The organism is Burkholderia sp. BCC1977 (genome assembly GCF_905339595.1).
Taxonomy (GTDB): domain Bacteria; phylum Pseudomonadota; class Gammaproteobacteria; order Burkholderiales; family Burkholderiaceae; genus Burkholderia.
The window spans coordinates 1-21,613 of record NZ_CAJPGQ010000057.1; the positions used below are offsets into that span (position 1 = coordinate 1).

Here is a 21,613-nt window from a genome sequence, read left to right on the forward strand (position 1 = left end):
TTCGACAGGTTCGTCTTCTTGTCGCCGACCGACTGGCCGTTCACGAGGATCTCGCCCTGCTGGAACGGCTCGAGGCCGTTTACGGTCTTGATCAGCGTCGACTTGCCCGAGCCCGACGGACCGCACACGACGACCACCTCGCCCTTCTTGACCTCGGTCGTGCAATCGGCGAGGACCTGAAACTGGCCATACCACTTGGAAACGTTCTTGATGGAAATCATCTTGTGACCTTTTTCTGGAGACCTTTGACCAGGGCAGACGCCACCGAGCAAATCACGAAATAGCATGCACCCGCGAACAGGACCATCTCGACGGTCGTGCCGTCGCGATCGCCGATGTTGGCGGCCGTGCGGAAGAAGTCCGCGAGACTGATCACGTACACGAGCGACGTATCCTGGAACAGGACGATCGCCTGCGTGAGCAGCAGCGGCACCATCGCGCGGAACGCCTGCGGCAGGATCACGAGGCGCATGGCCTGCGCATAGTTCATGCCGAGCGCGAACGCGGCGTTGACCTGCCCGCGCGGCACCGCCTGGATGCCGGCGCGGATGATCTCGGAATAATACGCGGCTTCGAACAGCGAGAACGCGACCATCGCCGACGCAAGCCGGATGTCGATCGTCGGCGACAGCCCGAGCACGCCCTGCAGCACCTGCGGCACGATCAGGAAGAACCACAGCAGCACCATCACGAGCGGGATCGAGCGGAACACTGTCACGTACGCTTTCGCGAACCACGCGAGCGGCGTCACGCCGGACAGCCGCATCAGCGCGAGCAACGTGCCCCACACGATGCCGACGACGATCGCGATCAGCGTGATCTCGAACGTGACGATCGCACCCGTCCACAGCGTCGGTATCGCGCCGGGAATACTACTCCAGTCGAACTGATGCATCACTTGCCTCCGATGTAGCCGGGCAGCCGCGTGCGGCCTTCGATCCAGCGCATGAACGCCATCACGACAAGGTTGATGATCACGTACGCGAGCGTGACCGCGATGAACGACTCATAGGTCTGCGCGGTGTAGTCGACGAGCTGGCGCGCCTGCGCGGACAGGTCGAGCAGGCCGATCGTCGACGCGACCGCCGAGTTCTTGAAGATGTTCAGGAACTCGGACGTGAGCGGCGGCACGATGATCCGGTACGCGACCGGCAGCAGCACGTAGCGGTACGTCTGCCATTGCGTGAAGCCCATCGCGAGGCCGGCCGCGCGCTGGCCCTTCGGCAACGCGTTGATCCCCGAGCGCACCTGTTCGCACACGCGCGCGCCCGTGAACAGGCCGAGACAGATGATCGACGCGGTAAAGAACTGCGTGGTCGGCGGCAACTGCTTGATCCAGGTGCCGATCGATGCGGGCAGCAGCTCGGGTATCACGAGATACCAGACGAAGAACTGCACGATCAGCGGAATGTTCCGGAAGATCGACACGTACACGGTGCCGATCGCGGACAGCCATTTGTTCGGCACCGTGCGCAGCACGCCGAACAGCGAACCGACGATCAGCGCGATGACCCAGGCGACGAGCGACACCTCGAGCGTCACCCGGAAGCCGGACATCAGCCATCCGAAATAAGTCGTCGGCTCGCCGGTCGAGACAGGGCTCAGGAAGACGCCCCAGTTCCAGTGGTAAGACATGGGCAAGACTCCAGCAAAAAGAAACGGAAGAAGCGTGGCCTCTTCCGTTTCAGTAGCGTCATTTCTGCGTCAACGGCCGCGTGGTCAGTCGAGCGCCTTGTCGTTCGGGTTCGCGTACAGCTTCTTCATCGAATCGGACAGCGGGAAGTTCAGGTTCAGCCCCTTCGGCGGGATCGGGTTCTCGAACCACTTCGCGTAGATCTTCGCGGCCTCGCCCGACTTCTCGACTTGCGAGATCGCGTCGTCGACGACCTTCTTGAAGTCCGCATCGCCCTTGCGCATCATGCAGCCGTACGCCTCTTCCGATTGCGGCGTGCCGACGATCACCCACTCGCCCGGCTGCTTCGCCTTCGCGCGCTCGCCCGCGAGCAGCGCATCGTCCATCATGAACGCGACCGCGCGGCCCGATTCCAGCGTGTTGAAGGAATCGCCGTGATCCTTCGCGCTGATGATGTTCATGCCCAGCTGCTTGTCGTTGTTCATCTTGCGCAGCAGGCGCTCGGACGTCGTGCCGGCGGTGGTCACGACCGTCTTGCCCTTCAGGTCGGCGAAGTCCTTCACGCCCGAATCCTTCTTCGTCATCAGGCGCGTGCCGATCACGAAGATCGTGTCGGAGAATGCGGCCTGCTGCTGACGCTCCACGTTGTTGGTCGTCGAGCCGCACTCGATGTCGACCGTGCCGTTCTGCACGAGCGGGATGCGGTTCTGCGACGTGACCGGGATGTTCTTGACCTGCAGGTTCGGCAGATTCAGCTTCTTCTTCACCGCGTCCACGACCTTCAGCTGGAATTCGCGCGAATAGCCGACGACCTGCTGGCTCTGGTCATAGTAGGAGAACGGAATCGACGATTCGCGGTGGCCCAGCGCGATCACGCCCGTGTCCTTGATCTTCTTCAGCGTGCCGGTCTCCTGAGCATGCGCGCCGCTTGCGAACGCGCACAGCGCCGCGACCATCAGGACTGCCTTGTGGTATTTCATTTTGGTCATCTCCTTGGCTAAAACCCGCGCCAGTGTATCAAAGTAATATTTTTGAAAGTACTGGTTGTTTACCGCACTACGAATCGCCCTGCACGAAGCCTGAATGCGCACGCGGGCGGTGCCGGATTCGGCACCGCCCGCGAGGGTTCATGCACGCAATCGGGTGGATTGCGTCATGCTTTGATCGTAGTCAACCGATCGACGATCGGCAATGTGCGATCAGGGGTACAGGCCGCGCATTTCGCGCGCCATCAGGATGCGCTTGCACGCGACGATGAACGCCGCCGTACGCACCGACACCTTGTGCTCTTCCGCGACCGCCCACACGCCGGCGAACGCTTCGCGCATCACGCGCTCGAGACGGTGGTTGATCTCGTCTTCCGTCCAGAAGAAGCTCGAGAAGTCCTGCACCCACTCGAAGTACGACACGGTCACGCCACCCGCGTTCGCGATCACGTCGGGGATCACGAGCACGCCGTTCGCGCTGAGGATGTCGTCGGCCGCCGTCGTCGTCGGGCCGTTCGCGCCTTCGACGATGATCTTCGTGCGGATCTTCGATGCGTTCTTCTCGGTGATCTGGTTTTCCAGCGCCGCCGGGATCAGGATGTCGGTCTCGACCGTCCAGAACTCGTCGTTCGGCATCGGTTCAGCGCCTTCGAAGCCCGCGACGCCGCCCGTGCGTGCGACGTGGTCGAGCAGCTTGTTCGAATCGAGGCCGGCCGGCTTGTAGATCGTGCCCGTGTGATCCTGCACCGCGATCACCTTCGAACCCGCTTCCTGGAACAGCTTCGCCGCGATGCCGCCGACGTTGCCGAAGCCCTGCACCGCGATGCGTGCGCCTTCGATCTCGAGGCCCTTCTTCTTCGCCGCTTCGCAGCCGACGACGAACACGCCGCGGCCCGTCGCTTCCTTGCGGCCGAGCGAACCGCCGAGCGCGATCGGCTTGCCGGTCACGACGCCGGTCGACGTCTGGCCCTGGTTCATCGAGAAGGTATCCATCATCCACGCCATCACCTGTTCGTTGGTGTTGACGTCCGGTGCCGGAATATCGGTGTTCGGGCCGATGATGATGCCGATTTCGCTGGTGTAGCGGCGCGTCACGCGCTCGAGCTCACCGCGCGACAGCTTGCGCGGGTCGACGCGGATACCGCCCTTCGCGCCGCCGTACGGCACGTTCACGGCCGCGTTCTTCACCGACATCCATGCCGACAGCGCCATCACTTCCGACAGCGTCACGTCCTGGTGGTAACGCACGCCGCCCTTGCCCGGACCGCGCGACACGTTGTGCTGCACGCGATAGCCTTCGAAGTGTGCGACGGTGCCGTTGTCGAGCTCGATGGGCACGTCGACGACCAGGATGCGCTTCGGACGCTTCAGCGTCTCCAGCCAGCGCGACAGCGAACCGAGGTACGGTGCGACGCGATCGACCTGCTGAAGGTAGTTGCCCCACGGGCCGAGATCATCGGCGTGAAGGTAGGACGGGATGGACTGCAGTTGCGAAGACATGGACGCTCCAACGTTCAACGGATTGCGCACATTGTCGAAAAACCCGTTTTTTTTATCCAATGCCGTTTGCTTATTCGATTATGCGTTTCTTGCATGATCGTGATTTTTCGCAAATCTGCGGTCGATTTGCGCAAGAACGCACGCGATCGGTCGTGCATCGCGTCCGCGAAAAATCGTCGGGGAAAAGCGCGGAACGCCCGCCGGACAGGCATCCGACAGGTGCAGCAAGCGGGTCGTCAGCCGCTCGCGCTCGACCGGCCCGGTTAACCGCGCACGGTTAACCGGTGGTTTCGCGCAATTCGTCGCGGACGACGTCCCACAGCGCGCGCACGAGCTTCTGGCGCGGGTCGTCGCCCTGCAGCGCGAGCTTGTCGCAGTACAGGCGGATCTCCATCGTCAGCGTGAACGGGTGAGTGCCGCCGCGCGCGGAACGGTCGAGCCGGATCAGGCGGCCGCTGGCCACCGCATCCTCGACCGCGCTGTGCGGCAGGAACGCGACGCCGTGGCCGGCGAGCGCCATCGCCTTCAGCCCTTCGGCCATGTCGGTTTCGTACACGCGATCGAGGAACAGCGACGTCGGTGCGTTCGCAACGATGACTTCGGTCATCCGGCCGAGATACGCGTTCGGCGTATACGACAGGTACGGCACGCGCGCATCGGCCGTGCCCGGCAGCGTGTAGCGCGGCCGGCCCGCGCGGCCCGGCGCCGAAAATGCGCTGATCGGCTCGCTGCCGAGGACCAGCATGTCGTAGCGGGCCGGATCGAGCGCGACCGGGTGGCTCGGATGGTGGTAGCCCATCACGAGATCGCAGCCGCCCTCGACGAGCGACAGCACGGCGTCGTGCACGTTCAGCGCGCGCAGCCGCGTGTGGACCTGCCCCATCTTCGCCTCGATCCGCTGCAGCCAGCGCGGAAAATACGTGAGCGACAGCGTGTGCGGCACCGCGAACTCGATGGTCGGCACCGGCGCGCCGACGTGGCCGCGCAGCAGCGTGCGCGCCTCGTGCGCCTGCGACAGCATCGTCAGCGCCTGCTCGTAGAAGATCTGGCCGGCCTGCGTGAGCCGCGTCGGATAGACCGAACGATCGATCAGTTCGGTCGCGAGCCACGCCTCGAGCGCCTGGATGCGCCGCGAGAACGCGGGCTGCGACACGTGCCGCAGTTCGGCGGACCGGCTAAAGCTGCGCGTTTCCGCGAGCGAGACGAAGTCTTCGAGCCATTTCAGTTCCATGCAGGCGGGCGCGGCGGGCGGCGGTCGGGAAGAAGCCTGCATTCTACCGGCGGGCGGCCCGGCCGGCGGCGTGGCGGCGTGGCGGCGTGGCGTGGCGTGGCGGGTGGCGTGGCGGGCGGCGCAGCGGGTGGCCCGGCGGGTGGCGCAGCGGGTGGCGCGGCCTGCCGGCGCGGGCGCCCGCCGGCAGGCCGATCGCGCGCCGCCCGGGCGCCGGGGGCGAGCCGATCGCCCGCGGTAGCCGCGGCCGGACCGGTTCGGCCGGGATCGCCCCGCGCCGATGGTAAAATGCCGGATTCTTCTCCCCTCGCTCGACCCGGCCCCAAGGCCCGCCCGACCATGTCCGACACTCGTCCCGATACGCTTTTCGCCCTCACCGCGCTCTCGCCCATCGACGGCCGCTACGCCAGCAAGACCGAAGCGCTGCGCGACTGGCTCTCCGAAGCCGCCTTCATGCGCCACCGCGTCACCGTCGAGGTGCACTGGCTGATCGCGCTGTCGCGCGCCGGCTTCGCGGAAGTCCCGCGCTTCTCCGATGCGTCCGAACAATTCCTGCTGCAGCTCGCCGAGCGCTTCACCGCGCACGACGCCGCACGCATCAAGGAAATCGAGCGCGTGACGAACCACGACGTGAAGGCCGTCGAATACTGGCTGAAGGAATCGGTCAAGGGCCAGGCCGAACTCGAGAAGGCCAGCGAATTCATCCACTTCGCGTGCACGTCCGAAGACATCAACAACACGTCGCACGGCATGATGCTCGCCGGCGCGCGCGAACACGTGATCGTGCCGGCGCTGCGCACCGTCTATCAGCGCCTCGTCGCGCTGTCGCACGCGCTCGCCGAGCAGCCGATGCTGTCGCGCACGCACGGCCAGCCGGCCAGCCCGACGACGCTCGGCAAGGAACTCGCGAACGTCGCCGCCCGCCTGGCACGCGCGATCGCGCGCATCGAGAAGGTCGAGATCCTCGGCAAGATGAACGGCGCGGTCGGCAACTTCAACGCGCATCTTTCCGCGTATCCGGAATTCGACTGGGAAGCGTTCTCGCGCGACGTGATCGAGAACCGCCTGAAGCTCACGTTCAACCCGTACACGATCCAGATCGAGCCGCACGACTACATGGCCGAGCTGTTCGACGCGGTCGCACGCGCGAACACGATCCTGCTCGACCTCGACCGCGACGTGTGGGGCTACATCTCGGTCGGCTACTTCAAGCAGAAGACGAAGGCCGGCGAAATCGGCTCGTCGACGATGCCGCACAAGGTCAACCCGATCGACTTCGAGAACTCGGAAGGCAACCTCGGCCTCGCGAATGCGACGCTGCGCCACCTCGCCGACAAGCTGCCGGTGTCGCGCTGGCAGCGCGACCTGACCGACTCGACGGTGCTGCGCAACATGGGCGTCGCGCTCGGCTACTCGCTGCTCGCGTACGACTCGCTGATCCGCGGCCTCGACAAGCTCGAAGTGAACCCGCAGCGCCTGAACGACGATCTCGACAACTGCTGGGAAGTGCTCGCGGAGCCGGTGCAGACGGTGATGCGCCGCTACGGCATCGAGAACCCGTACGAGCAGCTGAAGGAACTGACGCGCGGCAAGGGCATCACGCGCGAAGCGCTGCAGGAATTCGTCGCCACGCTGGCGATCCCGCAGGACGCGAAGGACCGCCTGCTCGCGATGACGCCCGCGTCGTACATCGGCAAGGCCGTCGAACTCGCGAAGCGGATCGCGTAAGCGCCGCCGTCGCCGGACGGAAAAAAAGCCCGATGCGAGCAATCGCATCGGGCTTTTTCATTGGCGGCTCGCGCGCGGCCGAAACGCCGGCAGGTCAGAACGAGATCATCCGCCCCGGATTCAGCGCGCTCATCACGCTCATCGCCGCCTTCGCGGCCGGAATCGCGATCGGCGACAACTGCCGGCCGAGCGGAATCTCGCGATGGTCGATGCCGGTCAGCATCGAGAAATCGTCGTTGCGCCCGACGAAATCGTCGCAGATCGCCTTGCCGATCCGCACCGTCTGCGCGACGCCGTGCCCGCTCCAGCCCTGCACCATGTACATCGGCACGCGGCCGTCGGTCTTGCGGCTGTCGGTCGCGCCGTTCAGCGTGAAGTCGCTGACGCCGCTCCAGCAGTAGTCGAGCGCGAAGCGGCCGTCGTGCTGCGGAAACACCGTGTTCAGCCGCGTCAGCAGATAGGCGTTGACGTCGCCCTGCGCCCAGCACGTGCCGGTGCCCTGCCCGCCGAACAGCAGGCGGTTGCCGCGCACCGGCCGGTAGTAGTCGATCTGGAACTGCGTGTCGTACACCGGCATGCCGGCCGGCATCAGCGTCGCGACGTCGACGTCGAGCGGCGCCGTCACGCTCACGTACGTGAAGAACGGCACGGTGGTCGCCGCGCCGTCGTCCAGCAGCCGGAACGTCGTGTTGTGCAGCGCGAGCACGACACCGCGACGCGCGGTGATCGTGCCGCCCGGCGTCGTCGCGACGACGCCCGCCGGCGTTTCGTCCAGTTCCAACACCTCCGTGCCCTCGTACAGCGCGCCGCCGTTCAGCCGGAAGCCGTGCACGAGGCCGCGCACCAGCGCGAGCGGATGAAGCTGGCCGCCGAGCGCGTCGATCGCCGCACCGTGGTACAGGCCCGAGCGCACATATTCGTCATGCAGCTGATGGCGGCCGACGAGCGTCACGCCGGCGTCGCCGAGATGGCGGCGGGCGTCCGCGCCGTCGAGCAGCGCGCTCATGTGGCCCGGGTGGACCGCCGCCGTCACGTGGCCGCGCTGGCGGTCGAGATCGAGCGCGTAACGCGCGCCGATCGCATCAATCAGGTCCATCGATTCGGCCGATGCGAAGCGCCACAGCCGCTTCGCATCGTCGTGCGACAGGTGGTCGATCATGTCGGCCGCTTCCCAGCGCGCGAGGCCCGGCGTGAGCTGGCCGCCGTTGCGGCCCGACGCCGCGGAGCCGACGTGATGCTTGTCGACGAGGATCGTGTCGACGCCCGCTTCCGCGAGATGCAGCGCGGCCGATGCGCCGAGCAGCCCCGCGCCGATCACCAGCACGTCGCACACGGCGTCGTGCGCGAGCGGCGCGCTGTTTTCATGGCGCGACAACGACGCCTCGTACCAGTTGGCCGGACGCTCGCCGTCGTAGCGGGCCGGCTCGCACCAGTTCCAGTTGTCTTTTTCGATGTTCAGTTGCGTTGGTTCGAAACGCGATTCGCCCTGGATCAGGGGTTTGTGATTGGAAGTCATGATTGCACTTGCATGGTCTTGGGCCGCCTGTCGAAGGGCCTCGTTGGTTCGAGGCTTCGCGGGTGGGGCAGCCGGTTCCACTTGGGTGTCAACGAGATAAAGGGCGCGATGGCCCGTGTTGACGGCAGGCACGCTCGTGTCTGCCTGGATCCCGGACCGTGCGAAAGCACGCATTGAAAGGTGCCGGGACACCCAATTTCTACACCGCAGAAATAATTCTGCAGCGTAGAATATGCGTTCGTCAAGATGACAGCCTGCCGCCGTACCGCTCCCATGAAAGACAAACCCGCCCAAGGCCCGCGCGGCCTCGACAAGGACGCGATCGTCACGGCCGCGCTCGCGTTGCTCGAAGAAGTCGGCGAAGCCGCGTTCAGCGTGCGCAAGCTCGCGCAGTCGGTCGGCTGCGACCCGATGAGCGTGCTGTATCACTTCAAGTCGAAAGAGGGCCTGAGCCGTGCGATCGCGAACGCGCTGTCGCGCTCGCTGGTGCCGGTCGACCCTTCACTGCCGTGGCGCGAGCGACTGCGCGATCTCGCGCGCCAGTACCGCGCGCTTGCGCTGCGCCACCCCGCCGCGTTCGCGCTGCTGCAGCGTCACATGAGCACCGGCCCGGCCGATCTCGCGCACATCGAGGCCGTGCATCGCGCGCTGGCCGATGCCGGCATCCCGCGCACCGCGCTGCCGTCCGTGTGCGTCGGCTGGTATGCGAGCGTGATCGGGCTCGCCGCCGCCGAGGCCGGCGGCCTCACGCGGCCCGCGAACGACGTCGAGCTGGCGGAAATGCATGCGCTGTCCGATACCGCGCACCCGCTCGTCAAATCGGCCGCCCCGCTCTACGCGCAACTCGACCCGGCCGCCGTGCACGACACGATGCTGGACGTGCTGCTCGACGGCATCGCGCAGCACGCGCGCGCGGCCTGAGCGGCTCACGCGCCGCCAACGAAAAAGGCGCCCCGACGGCGCCTTTTTCACTGCTGCATGACGATTGCCGCGAACCGCGCTCAGTGCTGCTGCGCGAGACCGATCTTCACCATCACTTCATTGACGATCTGTTCGGGCGTCAGCTCGATGCTGACCACGATCGCTTCGTCCGGGCCCGGTTCCTCGAGCGTGTCGAGCTGGCTCTTCAGCAGCGACGGATCGAAGAAATGGCCGGTGCGGGTCTTCAGGCGCTCGTGCAACACCTCGAACGAACCCTTCAGATACACGAACCGCACGTCGGTGTCGGTGCCGCGCAGCACGTCGCGGTACGACCGCTTCAACGACGAGCACGTGAACACGGCCGTCTCGCCGGCACGCTGCTTTTCCTCGATGGCCGCGCGGATCGTGCGCAGCCACGGCCAGCGGTCGTCGTCGGTCAGCGGAATGCCGTTGTGCATCTTTTCCTTGTTCGCCGCGCTGTGAAACGCGTCGCCGTCGGTATAGCTGCACGACAGGCGTTCCGCGAGCATTTCGCCGATTCGCGATTTGCCCGCACCCGACACGCCCATTGCGATCAGAATCATTGACTACCCCTTGTTACAGAACCAGGCTCAGCAGCAGCGTAAAGCTCAGACCGAGCACCGAGATGATGGTTTCAAGCAGCGACCAGGTCTTGAACGTCTGGCCGACCGTCATCCCGAAGTATTCCTTGATCAGCCAGAAGCCGCCGTCGTTCACGTGCGAGAAGATCAGCGAGCCCGAACCCGTCGCGAGCACGAGCAGCTCCGGACGAACCGCCGCGCCCGACGCCGCCGCGATCGGCGCGACGATGCCGCAGGCGGTCGTCATCGCGACCGTCGCCGAACCCGTCGCGAGACGCATCAGCGCCGCGACGAACCAGCCGAGCAGCAGCGGCGACAGGTGCGCGTGCTTCGCGGTCTCGACGATCTGCTGCGAGATCCCGCTGTCGCGCAGGACGCCGCCGAAGCCGCCGCCCGCGCCGACGATCAGCGTGATGCCGGCGATCGGCGCCAGGCACTCGCCGCAGAACTTCTGGATCTGGTCGCGGTTGAAGCCCTGCAGCTTGCCGAACGTGAAGAAGCTCACCAGCACGGCGATCAGCAGCGCGACGTCGGAGTTGCCGGCAAAGCGCAGCAGGTTGTTCGGCAGCGACTTCGGCGCGAACAGCAGGTCGGCCCAGCTGCCGACGAGCATCAGCACGACGGGCAGCAGGATCGTGACCAGCGTGATGCCGAAGCTCGGCAGTTCGCGCTTGCGGCCGTCCGTATGCGACTCGACGAACTGCGCCGCGAGCGGGTTGTTCTCCGGCAGCTTCACGAACTTCGAGATCATCAGCGCGAACAGCGGACCGGCGATGATCGCGGTCGGCACGCCGACGATCAGGCCGAACGCGATCGTCTTGCCGATATCGGCGCCGTATTGCTGGACAGCCAGCAGCGCGGCCGGGTGCGGCGGGATCAGCCCGTGCACGACCGACAGGCCGGCCACCATCGGCAGGCCGACGACGAGCAGCGACTTGCCGGTGCGCTTCGCGACGTTGAACGCGATCGGGATCAGCAGCACGAAACCGACCTCGAAGAACACCGGCAGGCCGACGATGATCGCGACGAACATCATCGCCCAGTGGATGTTCTTTTCACCGAACCAGTCGATCAGCGTGGTCGCGATCCGTTCGGCGCCGCCCGATTCGGCCATCATCTTGCCGAGCATCGTGCCGAGGCCGACGACGATCGCGATGTGGCCGAGCGTGCCGCCCGTGCCCGTTTCGAACGACTTGACGATCTTGTCCATCGGCATGCCGACGACGAGACCGAGGCCCAGCGAAACGATGATCAGCACCAGGAACGGGTAGATCTTGTAGCGCGCGATCATCAGGATCAGCGCGGCAATCGCGATCAGCGTGAATACGAGCAGCATGCTGCCTTGGACAGCCCCCATGTGGCACTCCTCCTAGGATTGTTCGAACCGGGCGAGTTGTTGCGAGTATGCCCGGCTATGCAGGTCTCCGAAACACGGGGGGTACCCACCCCGTGAGGACGCTGAATTTTACTTATCTTTACGGTCGACGGATAGAACCGGTTCCATCAGCAAAAACCCTCGGTAAAACAAGCACTAAGCACGTGCTTACCGAGGGTCGAACGTTCGTTTCGTACAAGTCTTAACGGGGAAGCTGGCTCGCGGCTTGCGCGAGACGCGTGACTTCGGCCCAGTCCTGCGCGGCGAGCGCGGCCTTCGGCGTGAGCCACGAACCGCCGACGCACACGACGTTCGGCAGCTTCAGGAAGTTCGGCGCGGTGTCGACCGTGATGCCGCCCGTCGGGCAGAACTTCAGCGCCGGGAACGGGCCGTGGAACGCCTGCAGCATCGGCACGCCGCCGGCCTGCTGCGCGGGGAAGAACTTGACGATCTCGTAGCCGAATTCGAGCGCCTGGATGATGTCGCTCGGCGTCATCACGCCCGGCAGCAGCGGCAGGCCCGCGTCGAGCGACGCGAGGTGCAGGTCCTTCGTCAGTCCCGGCGACACGCCGAACGTCGCGCCCGCGCGCTTCGCCTGCGCGCAGTGCTCGGGCTTCGTGATCGTGCCGACGCCGACGACGATGTCGTCCGCGAGCTGGCTCGCGCGCTGGATCGCCTCCAGGCCCGCCGGCGTGCGCAGCGTGATCTCGAGCACCTTGACGCCGCCCGCGTGCAACGCGCGCGACACGTGTTCGCCCTGCTCGACCGAGTCGAATGCGAGCACCGGAATCACCGGGCCCAGCTTCACGATTTCAGCAATCGTCTTCATTGATGACACTCCTTGAAATTCATGCAGCGACGTGGGAGGCCGTTTCGCCGACCAGCGTCCCGAAAACCGATGCACCCTGCTCGGCCGGCGCGGCCGCCGCGCGGAACACGCCGAACAGTTCGCGCCCGAAACCGACCTCGTTCCCGGCCTGGTGCAGCGGCTGCGCGACCGGGCGCGCCCGCCACTCGGCGTCGTCGATCTCGATGTCGAGGATGCCGGCTTCCGCGTCGATCACGAGCGTGTCGCCCGTCTTCACCTTGCCGAGCGGGCCGGCCAGCAGCGCTTCCGGCGACACGTGGATCACGGCCGGCACCTTGCCCGACGCACCGGACATGCGGCCGTCGGTCACGAGCGCGACGTGGAAGCCCTGATCCTGCAGCACGCCGAGCAGCGGCGTCAAACGGTGCAGCTCGGGCATCCCGTTCGCGCGCGCGCCCTGGAAGCGCACGACCGCGACGAAATCGCGCTTCAGCTCGCCGCGATCGAAGGCTTCCTGCACGGCTTCCTGCGAATCGAACACGATCGCGCTCGCCGTCACCTTGCGGTGCTCGGGCGCGACCGCCGAAATCTTGATCACGCCGCGGCCGAGCCGGCCCTGCATCAGGCGCAGGCCGCCGTCCGGCTGGAACGGGTCGCGAATGCCGCGCAGCACCTTCGTGTCGTGGCTCTCGGCCGTGCCGTCGACCCACGTCAGCGTGCCGTCGATCAGCTTCGGCTCCTTCGTGTAGTGCGACAGGCCCTTGCCCGCGACGGTCGTCACGTCTTCGTGCAGCAGCCCGCCCTCGAGCAGGTTGCGCACCAGGAACGCGACGCCGCCCGCCGCGTGGAAATGGTTCACGTCGGCCTTGCCGTTCGGGTAGATCTTCGCGAGCAGCGGCACGACGGCCGACAGTTCGTCGAAATCGTTCCAGTCGATCAGGACGCCGGCCGCGCGCGCGATCGCGACGAGGTGCAGCGTGTGGTTGGTCGAGCCGCCCGTCGCGAGCAGCGCGACGATCCCGTTGACGATCGCCTTCTCGTCGATCACATGGCCGATCGGCGTGTAGTGGCCGCGCTCGGCCGTCAGGTCGAGCACGCGGCGCGCGGCTTCGGCCGTCAGTGCGGTACGCAGCGGCGTGTGCGGATGGACGAACGCCGAACCCGGCAGGTGCAGGCCCATCAGTTCCATCAGCATCTGGTTGCTGTTCGCGGTGCCGTAGAACGTGCAGGTGCCGTGGCCGTGATACGCGGCCGATTCCGCCTCGAGCAGCGCGTCGCGGCCGACCTGGCCGGTCGCGAACTGCTGGCGGATCTTCGCCTTGTCGTCGTTCGACAGGCCGCTCGTCATCGGGCCGGCCGGCACGAAGATGGTCGGCAGGTGGCCGAACTGCAGCGCGCCGATCAGCAGGCCCGGCACGATCTTGTCGCAGATGCCGAGGCAGAGCGCCGCGTCGAACATGTTGTGCGTGAGCGCGATCGCCGTGCCCATCGCGATCGCCTCGCGCGAGAACAGCGACAGCTCCATCCCCGGGTTGCCCTGCGTGACGCCGTCGCACATCGCCGGCACGCCGCCCGCGAACTGCGCGACGCCGCCGTTCTCGCGCGCGGCGGCCTTGATGATGTCGGGAAAATCCTTGTACGGCGCGTGCGCGGACAGCATCTCGTTGTACGAGGACACGATGCCGATGTTCGGCTCGCGGATCGCCTTGATCTGGAACTTGTCGCTGCCTTCGAGACCCGCGAAGCCGTGCGCGAGGTTCGCGCACGACAGCGCGCCGCGCGCCGGGAACTTGCCTTGCGCGCCGTCGATGCGCTGCAGATAGGCGGAACGGGTCGATTGGCTGCGGGCGATCACGCGTTCGGTGACTTTCGCCAGGGTGGGGTGCAGCGACGTCATGCTGGGCGCTCCTGTATGCCGGACGACACCGGCGGTTGGAATCGTGGGGACGGTCGAGTACATCGAACGAACGAAGCCAGTCTAGTAGAAAAACTACAAGCACGCAATGCGGATCATCAAGCGCGCAACCCCTATTCCCGCCACCAGTAAGGCTTTACCTAGTGAAAACCCTAATCATCACTATCACTCACCCCCAAAATTACCGACGATGAAGCTAGCATTTTCTTGTAGATTTTCTACAATTCGATTGCGATACACTCCCTCATCCGAACCCGATTTCCATCCGCCGTCCCATGCTGCCTCGCATTGAAGCGATCCGCGCCGACCTGCGCCCGTCCGAGCGCAAGCTCGCCGACTACATCCTCGCCGCGCCGCGCGAGGTGCTCGACCTCGCGATGACCGAACTGTCGACTCGCGCGGGCGTCAGCCAGCCGACCATCGCGCGCTTCTGCCAGGCGCTCGGCTGCAGCGGCTTTCGCGAATTCAAGATCCGGCTCGCGCAGAGCGTCGCGCCGGGCGTGTCGTCGGTGTATCGCGACGTCAAGCCCGACGAGCCCGCGCCCGGCATCATCGGCAAGGTGTTCGACCGCACGATCGGCGCGCTGATCGAGGTGCGCAACAGCCTGTCGGCCGGCAGTGTCGCCGACGCGATCGCGCTGCTGTCGAACGCGTCGCGCATCGAGTTCTACGGCGCCGGCGGCTCGGGCATCGCCGCGCAGGACATCCAGCACAAGTTCTTCCGGCTCGGCGTGCCGAGCGTCGCGTATTCGGACCCGCACACGTTCTCGATGTCGTCGGCGCTGCTCGGGCCGCACGACGTCGTCGTCGCGATCTCGAACACCGGCCGCACGCGCGACATCGTCGATGCCGCGCGCTCCGCGCTCGCGTGCGGCGCGAAGGTCGTCGCGATCACGCAGAGCCATTCGCCGCTGGCGCAGCTCGCGACGGTGAGCCTCGCGTCGAACGTCGCGGAGGAAACCGACGTGTTCTCGCCGATGACGTCGCGGATGTCGCATCTCGCGATCGGCGACATCCTCGCGGTCGGCGTCGCGCTGTCGCGCGGGCCCGCCTTGATGGAGCGCGTCGGCCGCGCGAAGGAAGCCATCACGCGCCGCCGGATCGACGACCCGACGAAGGATTGACGCGTACGACGCGCACATGAAAACGGCGCCCCGAGGGGCGCCGTTGCGCATCGATCGACCGCCGGCAGGCTCGCCGACGGCGCCGCCGGAAGGTTCAGAACGGCTTGATCACGACCAGCGCGACCGCCACGAGCATGCCGAGCACCGGCAACTCGTTGAACACGCGATACCACCTGTCGGTGCGGCGGTTCTCGCCGCGCTCGAACACGCGCAGCAGGTGCCCGCAGTACGCGTGGTAGATGACGAGCAGCAGCACCACCGTCACCTTCGCGTGAATCCAGCCCTGCCCCTGACCGATGCCGATCACGAGCCAGAGCCACAGCCCGCACGCGAGCGCCGGCACGGCGATCATCGTCATGAAGCGGAACAGCTTGCGCGCCATCAGCAGCAGGCGCCGCACCGCGGCCGGATCGGTCTCCATGGCCAGGTTCACGTAGATGCGCGGCAGGTAGAACAGCCCCGCGAACCACGCGGCGATCAGAACGATGTGGAACGTCTTGACCCAGAGCATTGCCATCGGTTGTGCGCCTCGCTTTACTGGCGGCCTTCGCCGTGCCCGAGCACGACGTACTTCAGCGACGTGAGCCCTTCCAGGCCGACGGGGCCGCGTGCGTGCAATTTGTCGTTCGAGATGCCGATTTCGGCGCCGAGGCCGAATTCGAAGCCGTCCGCGAAACGCGTCGACGCGTTGACCATCACGCTCGCCGAGTCGACTTCGCGCAGGAAGCGCATCGCGCGGTCGTGATCCTCGGTGACGATCGCATCGGTGTGGTGCGAGCCGTAATGGTTGATGTGCTCGATCGCGGCGTCGAGGCCGTCGACGACCTTGATCGCGAGCACCGGCGCGAGATATTCGGTGTGCCAGTCTTCGTCGGTCGCGTCGACGAGCGGACCAACGCCCGCCTCGGCGAGCACCGTGCGCGCGGCCGCATCGACGCGCAGCTCGACCTGCTTGTCGCGATACAGCTTGCCGAGCGGCGGCAGCAGCGCGGCCGCGATGCCGGTCGACACGAGCAGCGTTTCCATCGTGTTGCAGGTGCCGTAGCGGTGCGTCTTCGCGTTGTCGCACACCGTCAGCGCTTTCGCGAGATCGGCGCGATCGTCGACATACACGTGGCAGATGCCGTCGAGGTGCTTGATCATCGGCACGCGCGCCTCGTTGATCAGGCGCTCGATCAAGCTCTTGCCGCCGCGCGGCACGATCACGTCGACGTAGTCGGTCATCGTGATCAGCTTGCCGACCGCCGCGCGATCGGCGGTCGCGACGACCTGCACCGCGTCCTGCGGCAGGCCGGCCGCCTCGAGCCCTTCGCCGATCAGCTTCGCGAGCGCCGCGTTCGATTCGAGCGCCTCGGAGCCGCCGCGCAGGATCGTCGCATTGCCCGACTTCAGGCACAGCGCGGCCGCGTCGATCGTCACGTTCGGGCGCGACTCGTAGATGATGCCGATCACGCCGAGCGGCACGCGCATCTGGCCGACCTGGATCCCGCTCGGGCGGTACTTGAGCTGACTGATCTCGCCGATCGGATCGGCCAGCGACGCGACCTGGCGCAGGCCTTCGACCATCGTATTCAGTGCCTTGTCCGACAGCGTCAGGCGGTCGATGAACGCCGCATCGAGCCCCTTTTCGCGGGCACGGGCGACGTCGCGCGCGTTCGCGTCCTTCAGCGTCTGCGCGTCGCGTTCGATCGCGCGTGCCACGGCGTCGAGCGCCGCGTTCTTCGCGGCCGTGCTGGCGCGCGCCATCGCGCGGGAAGCGTGCCGGGCACGGCGGCCCAGGTCCGTCATGTACTGGTCGATATCCATCGTGTGACTCGAGAAGCGAGCCGCTTGGCGCGGCGTGAATTCGTGGGGAAGCGTGGAGCGCGGCCGCAAGCGGGCCGTGCCGGCCATCGAAATATTGTAAGCGGGTTGCGATGCGTGCGCTGAAGGCCCCGACGGGGCTTAACGCCGCACGCGACCCGCGGTCGGCGGTCGTTCGCCGCGGGCGCCCGCCACCGTCATCGCGAGCTGGAACAGGCCGTCCCACGGATCGGGCGGCGGATCGTCCTGCGTGCGGCGGCCCGGCGTGACGGCCGACAGCCCCTTCACCTGCCGGTCGAGCTTCGCGGCGAACGCCAGCGCTTTCTCGAGCACGGCTTCCGACACGCGGTTCAGCGCGGGGCCGATCAGCCGCTCGCGCGGCCCCCACACGCGGTTCTCGCGCAGCAGCGTGGCCAGCGGCTTGCCGGCCGTCGCGCCGCGCTTGATCCGCAGCAGCGTGCGCAGTTCCTCGACGACGGCCCACATCACGAGCACGATCGCCTCGCCCTCGCCCTTCAGCCCGTCGATCATCCGCGCGAGCCGCGCGGCGTCGCCCGCGAGCATCGCCTCGTTCAGCTTGAACACGTCGTAGCGCGCGACGTTCAGCACCGCGTCGTGCACCTGCTCGAACGCCAGCACGCCCTGCGGATAGAGCAGCCCGAGCTTCTGGATTTCCTGGTGCGCGGCGAGCAGGTTGCCCTCGACGCGCTCCGCGATGAACTGCAGCGCGCGCCGGCCGTCGTCGCCGGGCACGACGCGCTGGCCCTGCATCGACAGGCGCTGGCCGATCCAGTTCGGCAGCTGCGCGCGATCGACCGGATCGATCTTCAGCGCGACGCCGCCGTTCTGCAGCGCGGTAAACCACGCGGATTTCTGCGTTGCCGCGTCGAGGCGCGGCAACGTGACGAGCATCAGCGCGTCGGGGTTGGGGGTTGCCGCGAGCGTCTTCAGCGCGTCGGCGCCTTCCTTGCCGGGCTTGCCCGACGGAATGCGCAGCTCGATCAGCTGGCGCTCGCCGAACAGCGACATCGCCTGGGTCGCGCCGAGCAGCACGCTCCAGTCGAAGCCGCGCTCGACCGTATGCACCGAACGTTCGGTGAAGCCGGCCGCGCGCGCGGCCGCACGAATGCGGTCGCACGCCTCCTGCGCGAGCAGCGGCTCGTCGCCGTAGACGGTGTAGAGCCCGGCCATCCCCTTCGCGAGGTGTGGCTCCAGCGCATCAAGTCGCAATTGCATCGGTGCGTGCGCCGGCGATCAGAGCGGCGGCGGCGGCAGCGGTGCGCGCGGCGCAACGCCCGGCACCACGTCCTGCGGCGCGGGCGTCAGCGAATGCACGATCGCGAGACGCCGCATCAACTGGTCGACCGCGTCGTTCTGCATGTCCGCGTACAGGAGGTCGGCTTCCTGCGCCTTCGCGTTCGTGTACTGGTCGCTGTACGTCATCGCGCGATTCAGCGCGATCGTGCTCACCGGGATCAGCACGGTGCCATCCTTGCTCGTCAACGTGTAGTTCAGCGAGTAGTACAGCGCATATTCCTGCGCGGAACCGTACTTGTTGAGCGTCAGCGTGTTCTGCCCGCGCGATTCCCACATGCGCAGCACGGCATCGGCGTCGTCCGCCGACTTGACGACCTTCGTGTCGCTGCCCGCCTCGACGAGGCGCGTGAGCCGCGCCGCGACGGCCGGCGGCGCGCCCGCGATCAGCAGTTGCTTGAACGCGTAGTCCTGCTGGCCGCGCAACTGGAAACCGCATGCCGACAGCGCGACCGCGCTGCCGACGGCGAGCATCAAAAACGATCTGCGGATCACCTTCGCTCCTTCTGTGTGCGCCCGACGGCCGACGGCCGTCAAACGACGATGTTCACGAGGCGGCCCGGCACGACGACGATCTTCTTCGCCGGCTTGCCGTCGCTGAACTTCGCGAACGCGTCGTCGGCCACCGCCGCGGCTTCGATCGCTTCGCGGCTCGCGTCCTTCGCGACCTTCAGCGCGCCGCGCACCTTGCCGTTCACTTGCAGCACGAGTTCGATCTCGGCCTGCTCGAGCGCGGCCTCGTCGACCTTCGGCCACGGGGCGTCGAGCAGCGGGCCGAATTCGTCCGCGTAGCCGAGTGCCTTCCACAGCTCGAACGTGACGTGCGGCACGACAGGGTACAGCACGCGCAGCAGCACGCCGTACGTCTCGCGCAGCACGCCGGGCATCGCGCCCTTCGCGCCGTCGATCGCGTTCAGCATCTTCATCGCGGCCGACACGACCGTGTTGTACTGCAGGCGCTGGTAGTCGAAATCGGCCTGCTTCAGCACGCTGTAGATCTCGCGGCGCAGCGCCTTCTCGGCGTCGCCGAGCGCGACCGCGTCGAAGCCCGCGCGCGCGGCGAGCGCTTCGCGGTTCGTCGCGCCGAAGCTCCACACGCGGCGCAGGAAGCGGCTCGCGCCTTCGACGCCCGCGCCCGACCACTCGAGCTGCTGCTCGGGCGGCGCGGCGAACATCGTGAAGAGGCGCGCGGTGTCGGCGCCGTACTGGTCGATCAGCACCTGCGGATCGACGCCGTTGTTCTTCGACTTCGACATCTTCTCGATGCCGCCGAGCACGACCGGCTGGCCGTCTGCGTTCAGCGTCGCGCCGACCGGGCGGCCCTTGTCGTCGTGCGTGACCGTCACGTCGGCCGGGTTGTACCAGGTCTTCTTGCCCGATGCGTCCTCGCGGTAGAACGTCTCGTTCAGCACCATGCCCTGCGTGAGCAGGTTCTTCGCCGGCTCGCCGAACTTCACGAGGCCGAGGTCACGCATCACCTTGGTCCAGAAGCGCGAATACAGCAGGTGCAGGATCGCGTGCTCGATGCCGCCGATGTACTGATCCATCGGCATCCAGTAATCGGTGCGCGCGTCGACCATCGTCTCGGCGTCCGGCGCCGTGTAGCGCGAGAAGTACCACGACGAATCGACGAAGGTGTCCATCGTGTCGGTTTCGCGCTTCGCGGCCGCGCCGCACGTCGGGCACGTGCAGTTCACGAACGCTTCCGACTTCGCGAGCGGGTTGCCCGAGCCGTCCGGCACGAGGTCTTCCGGCAGCACGACCGGCAGGTCCTGCTCCGGCACCGGCACGTCGCCGCACGACGGGCAGTGGATGATCGGGATCGGGGTGCCCCAGTAGCGCTGGCGCGACACGCCCCAGTCGCGCAGGCGCCACGTGACCTGCTTGTCGCCGAAGCCGCCGGCCTTCAGGTCGGCCGCGATCGCGTCGACCGCCGCGCCGTACGCAAGGCCGTCGTACTTGCCGCTGTTGACGCAGGTCGCGACTTCCTTGTCGCCGTACCACTCCTGCCATGCGTCGAGCGAGTACGTCTGGCCTTCGGCGGCGATCACCTGCTTGATCGGCAGGTCGTATTTCTTCGCGAACGCGAAGTCGCGCTCGTCGTGGCCCGGCACGCCCATCACCGCGCCTTCGCCATAGCTCATCAGCACGTAGTTGCCGATCCACACCTCGACCGGCTCGCCGGTCAGCGGGTGCGTGACCGAGAAGCCCGTCGGGACGCCCTTCTTCTCCATCGTCGCCATGTCGGCCTCGGCGACGCCGCCGCGCTTGCATTCGTCGATGAACGCCAGCATCTCCGGCTTGCCCTGCGCGAGGCGCGTGGCGAGCGGGTGCTCGGCCGCGATCGCGCAGAACGTGACGCCCATGATCGTGTCGGCACGCGTCGTGAACACGCGCAGGAGCGCCTTCTCGCCGTCGAGTTCGTACGGGAAGCCGAAGTTCACGCCGAAGCTCTTGCCGATCCAGTTCTGCTGCATGATCTTCACGCGCTCGGGCCAGCCGAGGCCGTCGAGGTCGTTCAGCAGCTCATCCGCGTACTGCGTGATCCGCAGGTAGTACATCGGGATCTCGCGCTTCTCGACGAGCGCGCCCGAGCGCCAGCCGCGGCCGTCGATCACCTGCTCGTTCGCGAGCACGGTCTGGTCGACCGGATCCCAGTTCACGGTGCCCGTCTTCTTGTACGCGATGCCCTTTTCGAGCATCTTCAGGAACAGCCACTGGTTCCACTTGTAGTAGTCGGGCTTGCACGTCGCGATCTCGCGCGACCAGTCGATCGCGAGGCCCATCGACTGCATCTGGCCCTTCATGTAGTCGATGTTGTCGTAGGTCCACTTCGCGGGCGGCACGCCGTTCGCCATCGCGGCGTTCTCGGCCGGCATCCCGAACGCGTCCCAGCCCATCGGCATCAGCGTGTTGTAGCCGTTCATCCGCAGATAGCGGTACATCACGTCGTTGATCGTGTAGTTGCGCACGTGACCCATGTGCAGCTTGCCGGACGGGTACGGCAGCATCGACACGCAGTAGAACTTCGGCTTCTGCGAATCTTCCTGCGTCTTGTAGGCATCGGCTGCGCGCCAGTCGCCCTGAGCGGCGGCTTCGACGTCGGCGGGTACGTATCTCTCGTGCATGGTGTGGTTCGGACTAGGCTTTAAGCGGCGCG

19 protein-coding genes are annotated in these 21,613 nt (G+C 66.6%); 3 read left to right on the plus strand and 16 right to left on the minus strand.

The features are described 5' to 3' along the window. From U5771_RS31325 to U5771_RS31350, 6 genes are all read right to left on the minus strand, one after another. On the minus strand, positions 1-221 hold a 221-nt coding region (locus tag U5771_RS31325), incomplete at its 3' end, for an ATP-binding cassette domain-containing protein (RefSeq protein ID WP_322027515.1). Beyond that, complete coding sequence (gltK, locus tag U5771_RS31330; RefSeq protein WP_322027516.1) at positions 218-895, minus strand: glutamate/aspartate ABC transporter permease GltK; 678 nt, start codon at positions 893-895, stop codon at positions 218-220. The genes U5771_RS31325 and gltK, both read right to left, overlap by 4 nt. Further along, positions 895-1,635: an amino acid ABC transporter permease gene (locus U5771_RS31335; protein WP_322027517.1), complete on the minus strand. Its 741-nt coding sequence runs from the start codon at positions 1,633-1,635 to the stop codon at positions 895-897. The genes gltK and U5771_RS31335 overlap by 1 nt, the downstream gene beginning before the upstream one ends. A gap of 84 nt (positions 1,636-1,719) precedes the next feature. Further along, positions 1,720-2,613 (minus strand): glutamate/aspartate ABC transporter substrate-binding protein, encoded by an 894-nt coding sequence (locus tag U5771_RS31340; protein ID WP_322027518.1) that lies wholly within the window; start codon positions 2,611-2,613, stop codon positions 1,720-1,722. Between the two features lie 219 nt (positions 2,614-2,832). After that, a complete protein-coding gene (locus U5771_RS31345; RefSeq protein ID WP_322027519.1) occupies positions 2,833-4,119 on the minus strand; it encodes a Glu/Leu/Phe/Val dehydrogenase in 1,287 nt (428 codons plus the stop codon). Between the two features lie 277 nt (positions 4,120-4,396). Further along, complete coding sequence (locus tag U5771_RS31350; protein ID WP_322027520.1) at positions 4,397-5,350, minus strand: LysR substrate-binding domain-containing protein; 954 nt, start codon at positions 5,348-5,350, stop codon at positions 4,397-4,399. 336 nt (positions 5,351-5,686) lie between these two features. Here U5771_RS31350 and purB point away from each other — a divergent pair, with 336 nt between their 5' ends. After that, on the plus strand, positions 5,687-7,075 hold the full coding sequence (gene purB, locus U5771_RS31355; RefSeq protein ID WP_322027521.1) for an adenylosuccinate lyase: 1,389 nt from the start codon (positions 5,687-5,689) through the stop codon (positions 7,073-7,075). A 94-nt stretch (positions 7,076-7,169) separates the two neighbouring features. Here the strand turns inward: purB and U5771_RS31360 are convergent, their stop codons facing one another. Beyond that, positions 7,170-8,591 (minus strand): FAD-dependent oxidoreductase, encoded by a 1,422-nt coding sequence (locus U5771_RS31360; RefSeq protein ID WP_322027522.1) that lies wholly within the window; start codon positions 8,589-8,591, stop codon positions 7,170-7,172. A 273-nt stretch (positions 8,592-8,864) separates the two neighbouring features. Between U5771_RS31360 and U5771_RS31365 the strand changes: the two genes are divergently transcribed. After that, complete coding sequence (locus tag U5771_RS31365) at positions 8,865-9,512, plus strand: TetR/AcrR family transcriptional regulator (protein WP_322027523.1); 648 nt, start codon at positions 8,865-8,867, stop codon at positions 9,510-9,512. An 80-nt stretch (positions 9,513-9,592) separates the two neighbouring features. Here U5771_RS31365 and U5771_RS31370 read toward each other — a convergent pair whose 3' ends face one another. The 4 genes from U5771_RS31370 to edd all read right to left on the minus strand — a co-directional run bounded on the left by U5771_RS31370 (position 9,593) and on the right by edd (position 14,194). Further along, positions 9,593-10,096, minus strand: coding sequence for a gluconokinase (locus U5771_RS31370; RefSeq protein ID WP_322027524.1), 504 nt, complete (start codon positions 10,094-10,096; stop codon positions 9,593-9,595). Between the two features lie 13 nt (positions 10,097-10,109). Further along, positions 10,110-11,471 carry a GntP family permease gene (locus tag U5771_RS31375; protein WP_322027525.1) on the minus strand — a complete coding sequence of 454 codons (1,362 nt, stop codon included), beginning with the start codon at positions 11,469-11,471 and terminating at the stop codon, positions 10,110-10,112. A gap of 220 nt (positions 11,472-11,691) precedes the next feature. Next, positions 11,692-12,318 (minus strand): bifunctional 4-hydroxy-2-oxoglutarate aldolase/2-dehydro-3-deoxy-phosphogluconate aldolase, encoded by a 627-nt coding sequence (gene eda, locus U5771_RS31380; protein ID WP_213263597.1) that lies wholly within the window; start codon positions 12,316-12,318, stop codon positions 11,692-11,694. Between the two features lie 19 nt (positions 12,319-12,337). Then, positions 12,338-14,194 (minus strand): phosphogluconate dehydratase, encoded by a 1,857-nt coding sequence (gene edd / locus U5771_RS31385; RefSeq protein WP_322027526.1) that lies wholly within the window; start codon positions 14,192-14,194, stop codon positions 12,338-12,340. A gap of 293 nt (positions 14,195-14,487) precedes the next feature. On the opposite strand from edd, the gene U5771_RS31390 reads away from it, so the two are divergent. Beyond that, a complete protein-coding gene (locus U5771_RS31390) occupies positions 14,488-15,336 on the plus strand; it encodes a MurR/RpiR family transcriptional regulator (RefSeq protein ID WP_322027527.1) in 849 nt (282 codons plus the stop codon). Positions 15,337-15,430: 94 nt separating this feature from the next. Here the strand turns inward: U5771_RS31390 and U5771_RS31395 are convergent, their stop codons facing one another. The 5 genes from U5771_RS31395 to leuS form a co-directional block, all read right to left on the minus strand. After that, positions 15,431-15,853 (minus strand): CopD family protein, encoded by a 423-nt coding sequence (locus U5771_RS31395; RefSeq protein WP_322027528.1) that lies wholly within the window; start codon positions 15,851-15,853, stop codon positions 15,431-15,433. A gap of 17 nt (positions 15,854-15,870) precedes the next feature. Continuing rightward, positions 15,871-17,142 carry a glutamate-5-semialdehyde dehydrogenase gene (locus U5771_RS31400; RefSeq protein ID WP_322027529.1) on the minus strand — a complete coding sequence of 424 codons (1,272 nt, stop codon included), beginning with the start codon at positions 17,140-17,142 and terminating at the stop codon, positions 15,871-15,873. Between the two features lie 138 nt (positions 17,143-17,280). Beyond that, a complete protein-coding gene (gene holA / locus U5771_RS31405; RefSeq protein ID WP_322027530.1) occupies positions 17,281-18,375 on the minus strand; it encodes a DNA polymerase III subunit delta in 1,095 nt (364 codons plus the stop codon). 18 nt (positions 18,376-18,393) lie between these two features. After that, positions 18,394-18,948: an LPS assembly lipoprotein LptE gene (gene lptE, locus U5771_RS31410; protein WP_322027531.1), complete on the minus strand. Its 555-nt coding sequence runs from the start codon at positions 18,946-18,948 to the stop codon at positions 18,394-18,396. Between the two features lie 38 nt (positions 18,949-18,986). Beyond that, positions 18,987-21,581, minus strand: coding sequence for a leucine--tRNA ligase (gene leuS, locus U5771_RS31415; protein WP_322027532.1), 2,595 nt, complete (start codon positions 21,579-21,581; stop codon positions 18,987-18,989). Positions 21,582-21,613 lie beyond the last annotated feature (32 nt).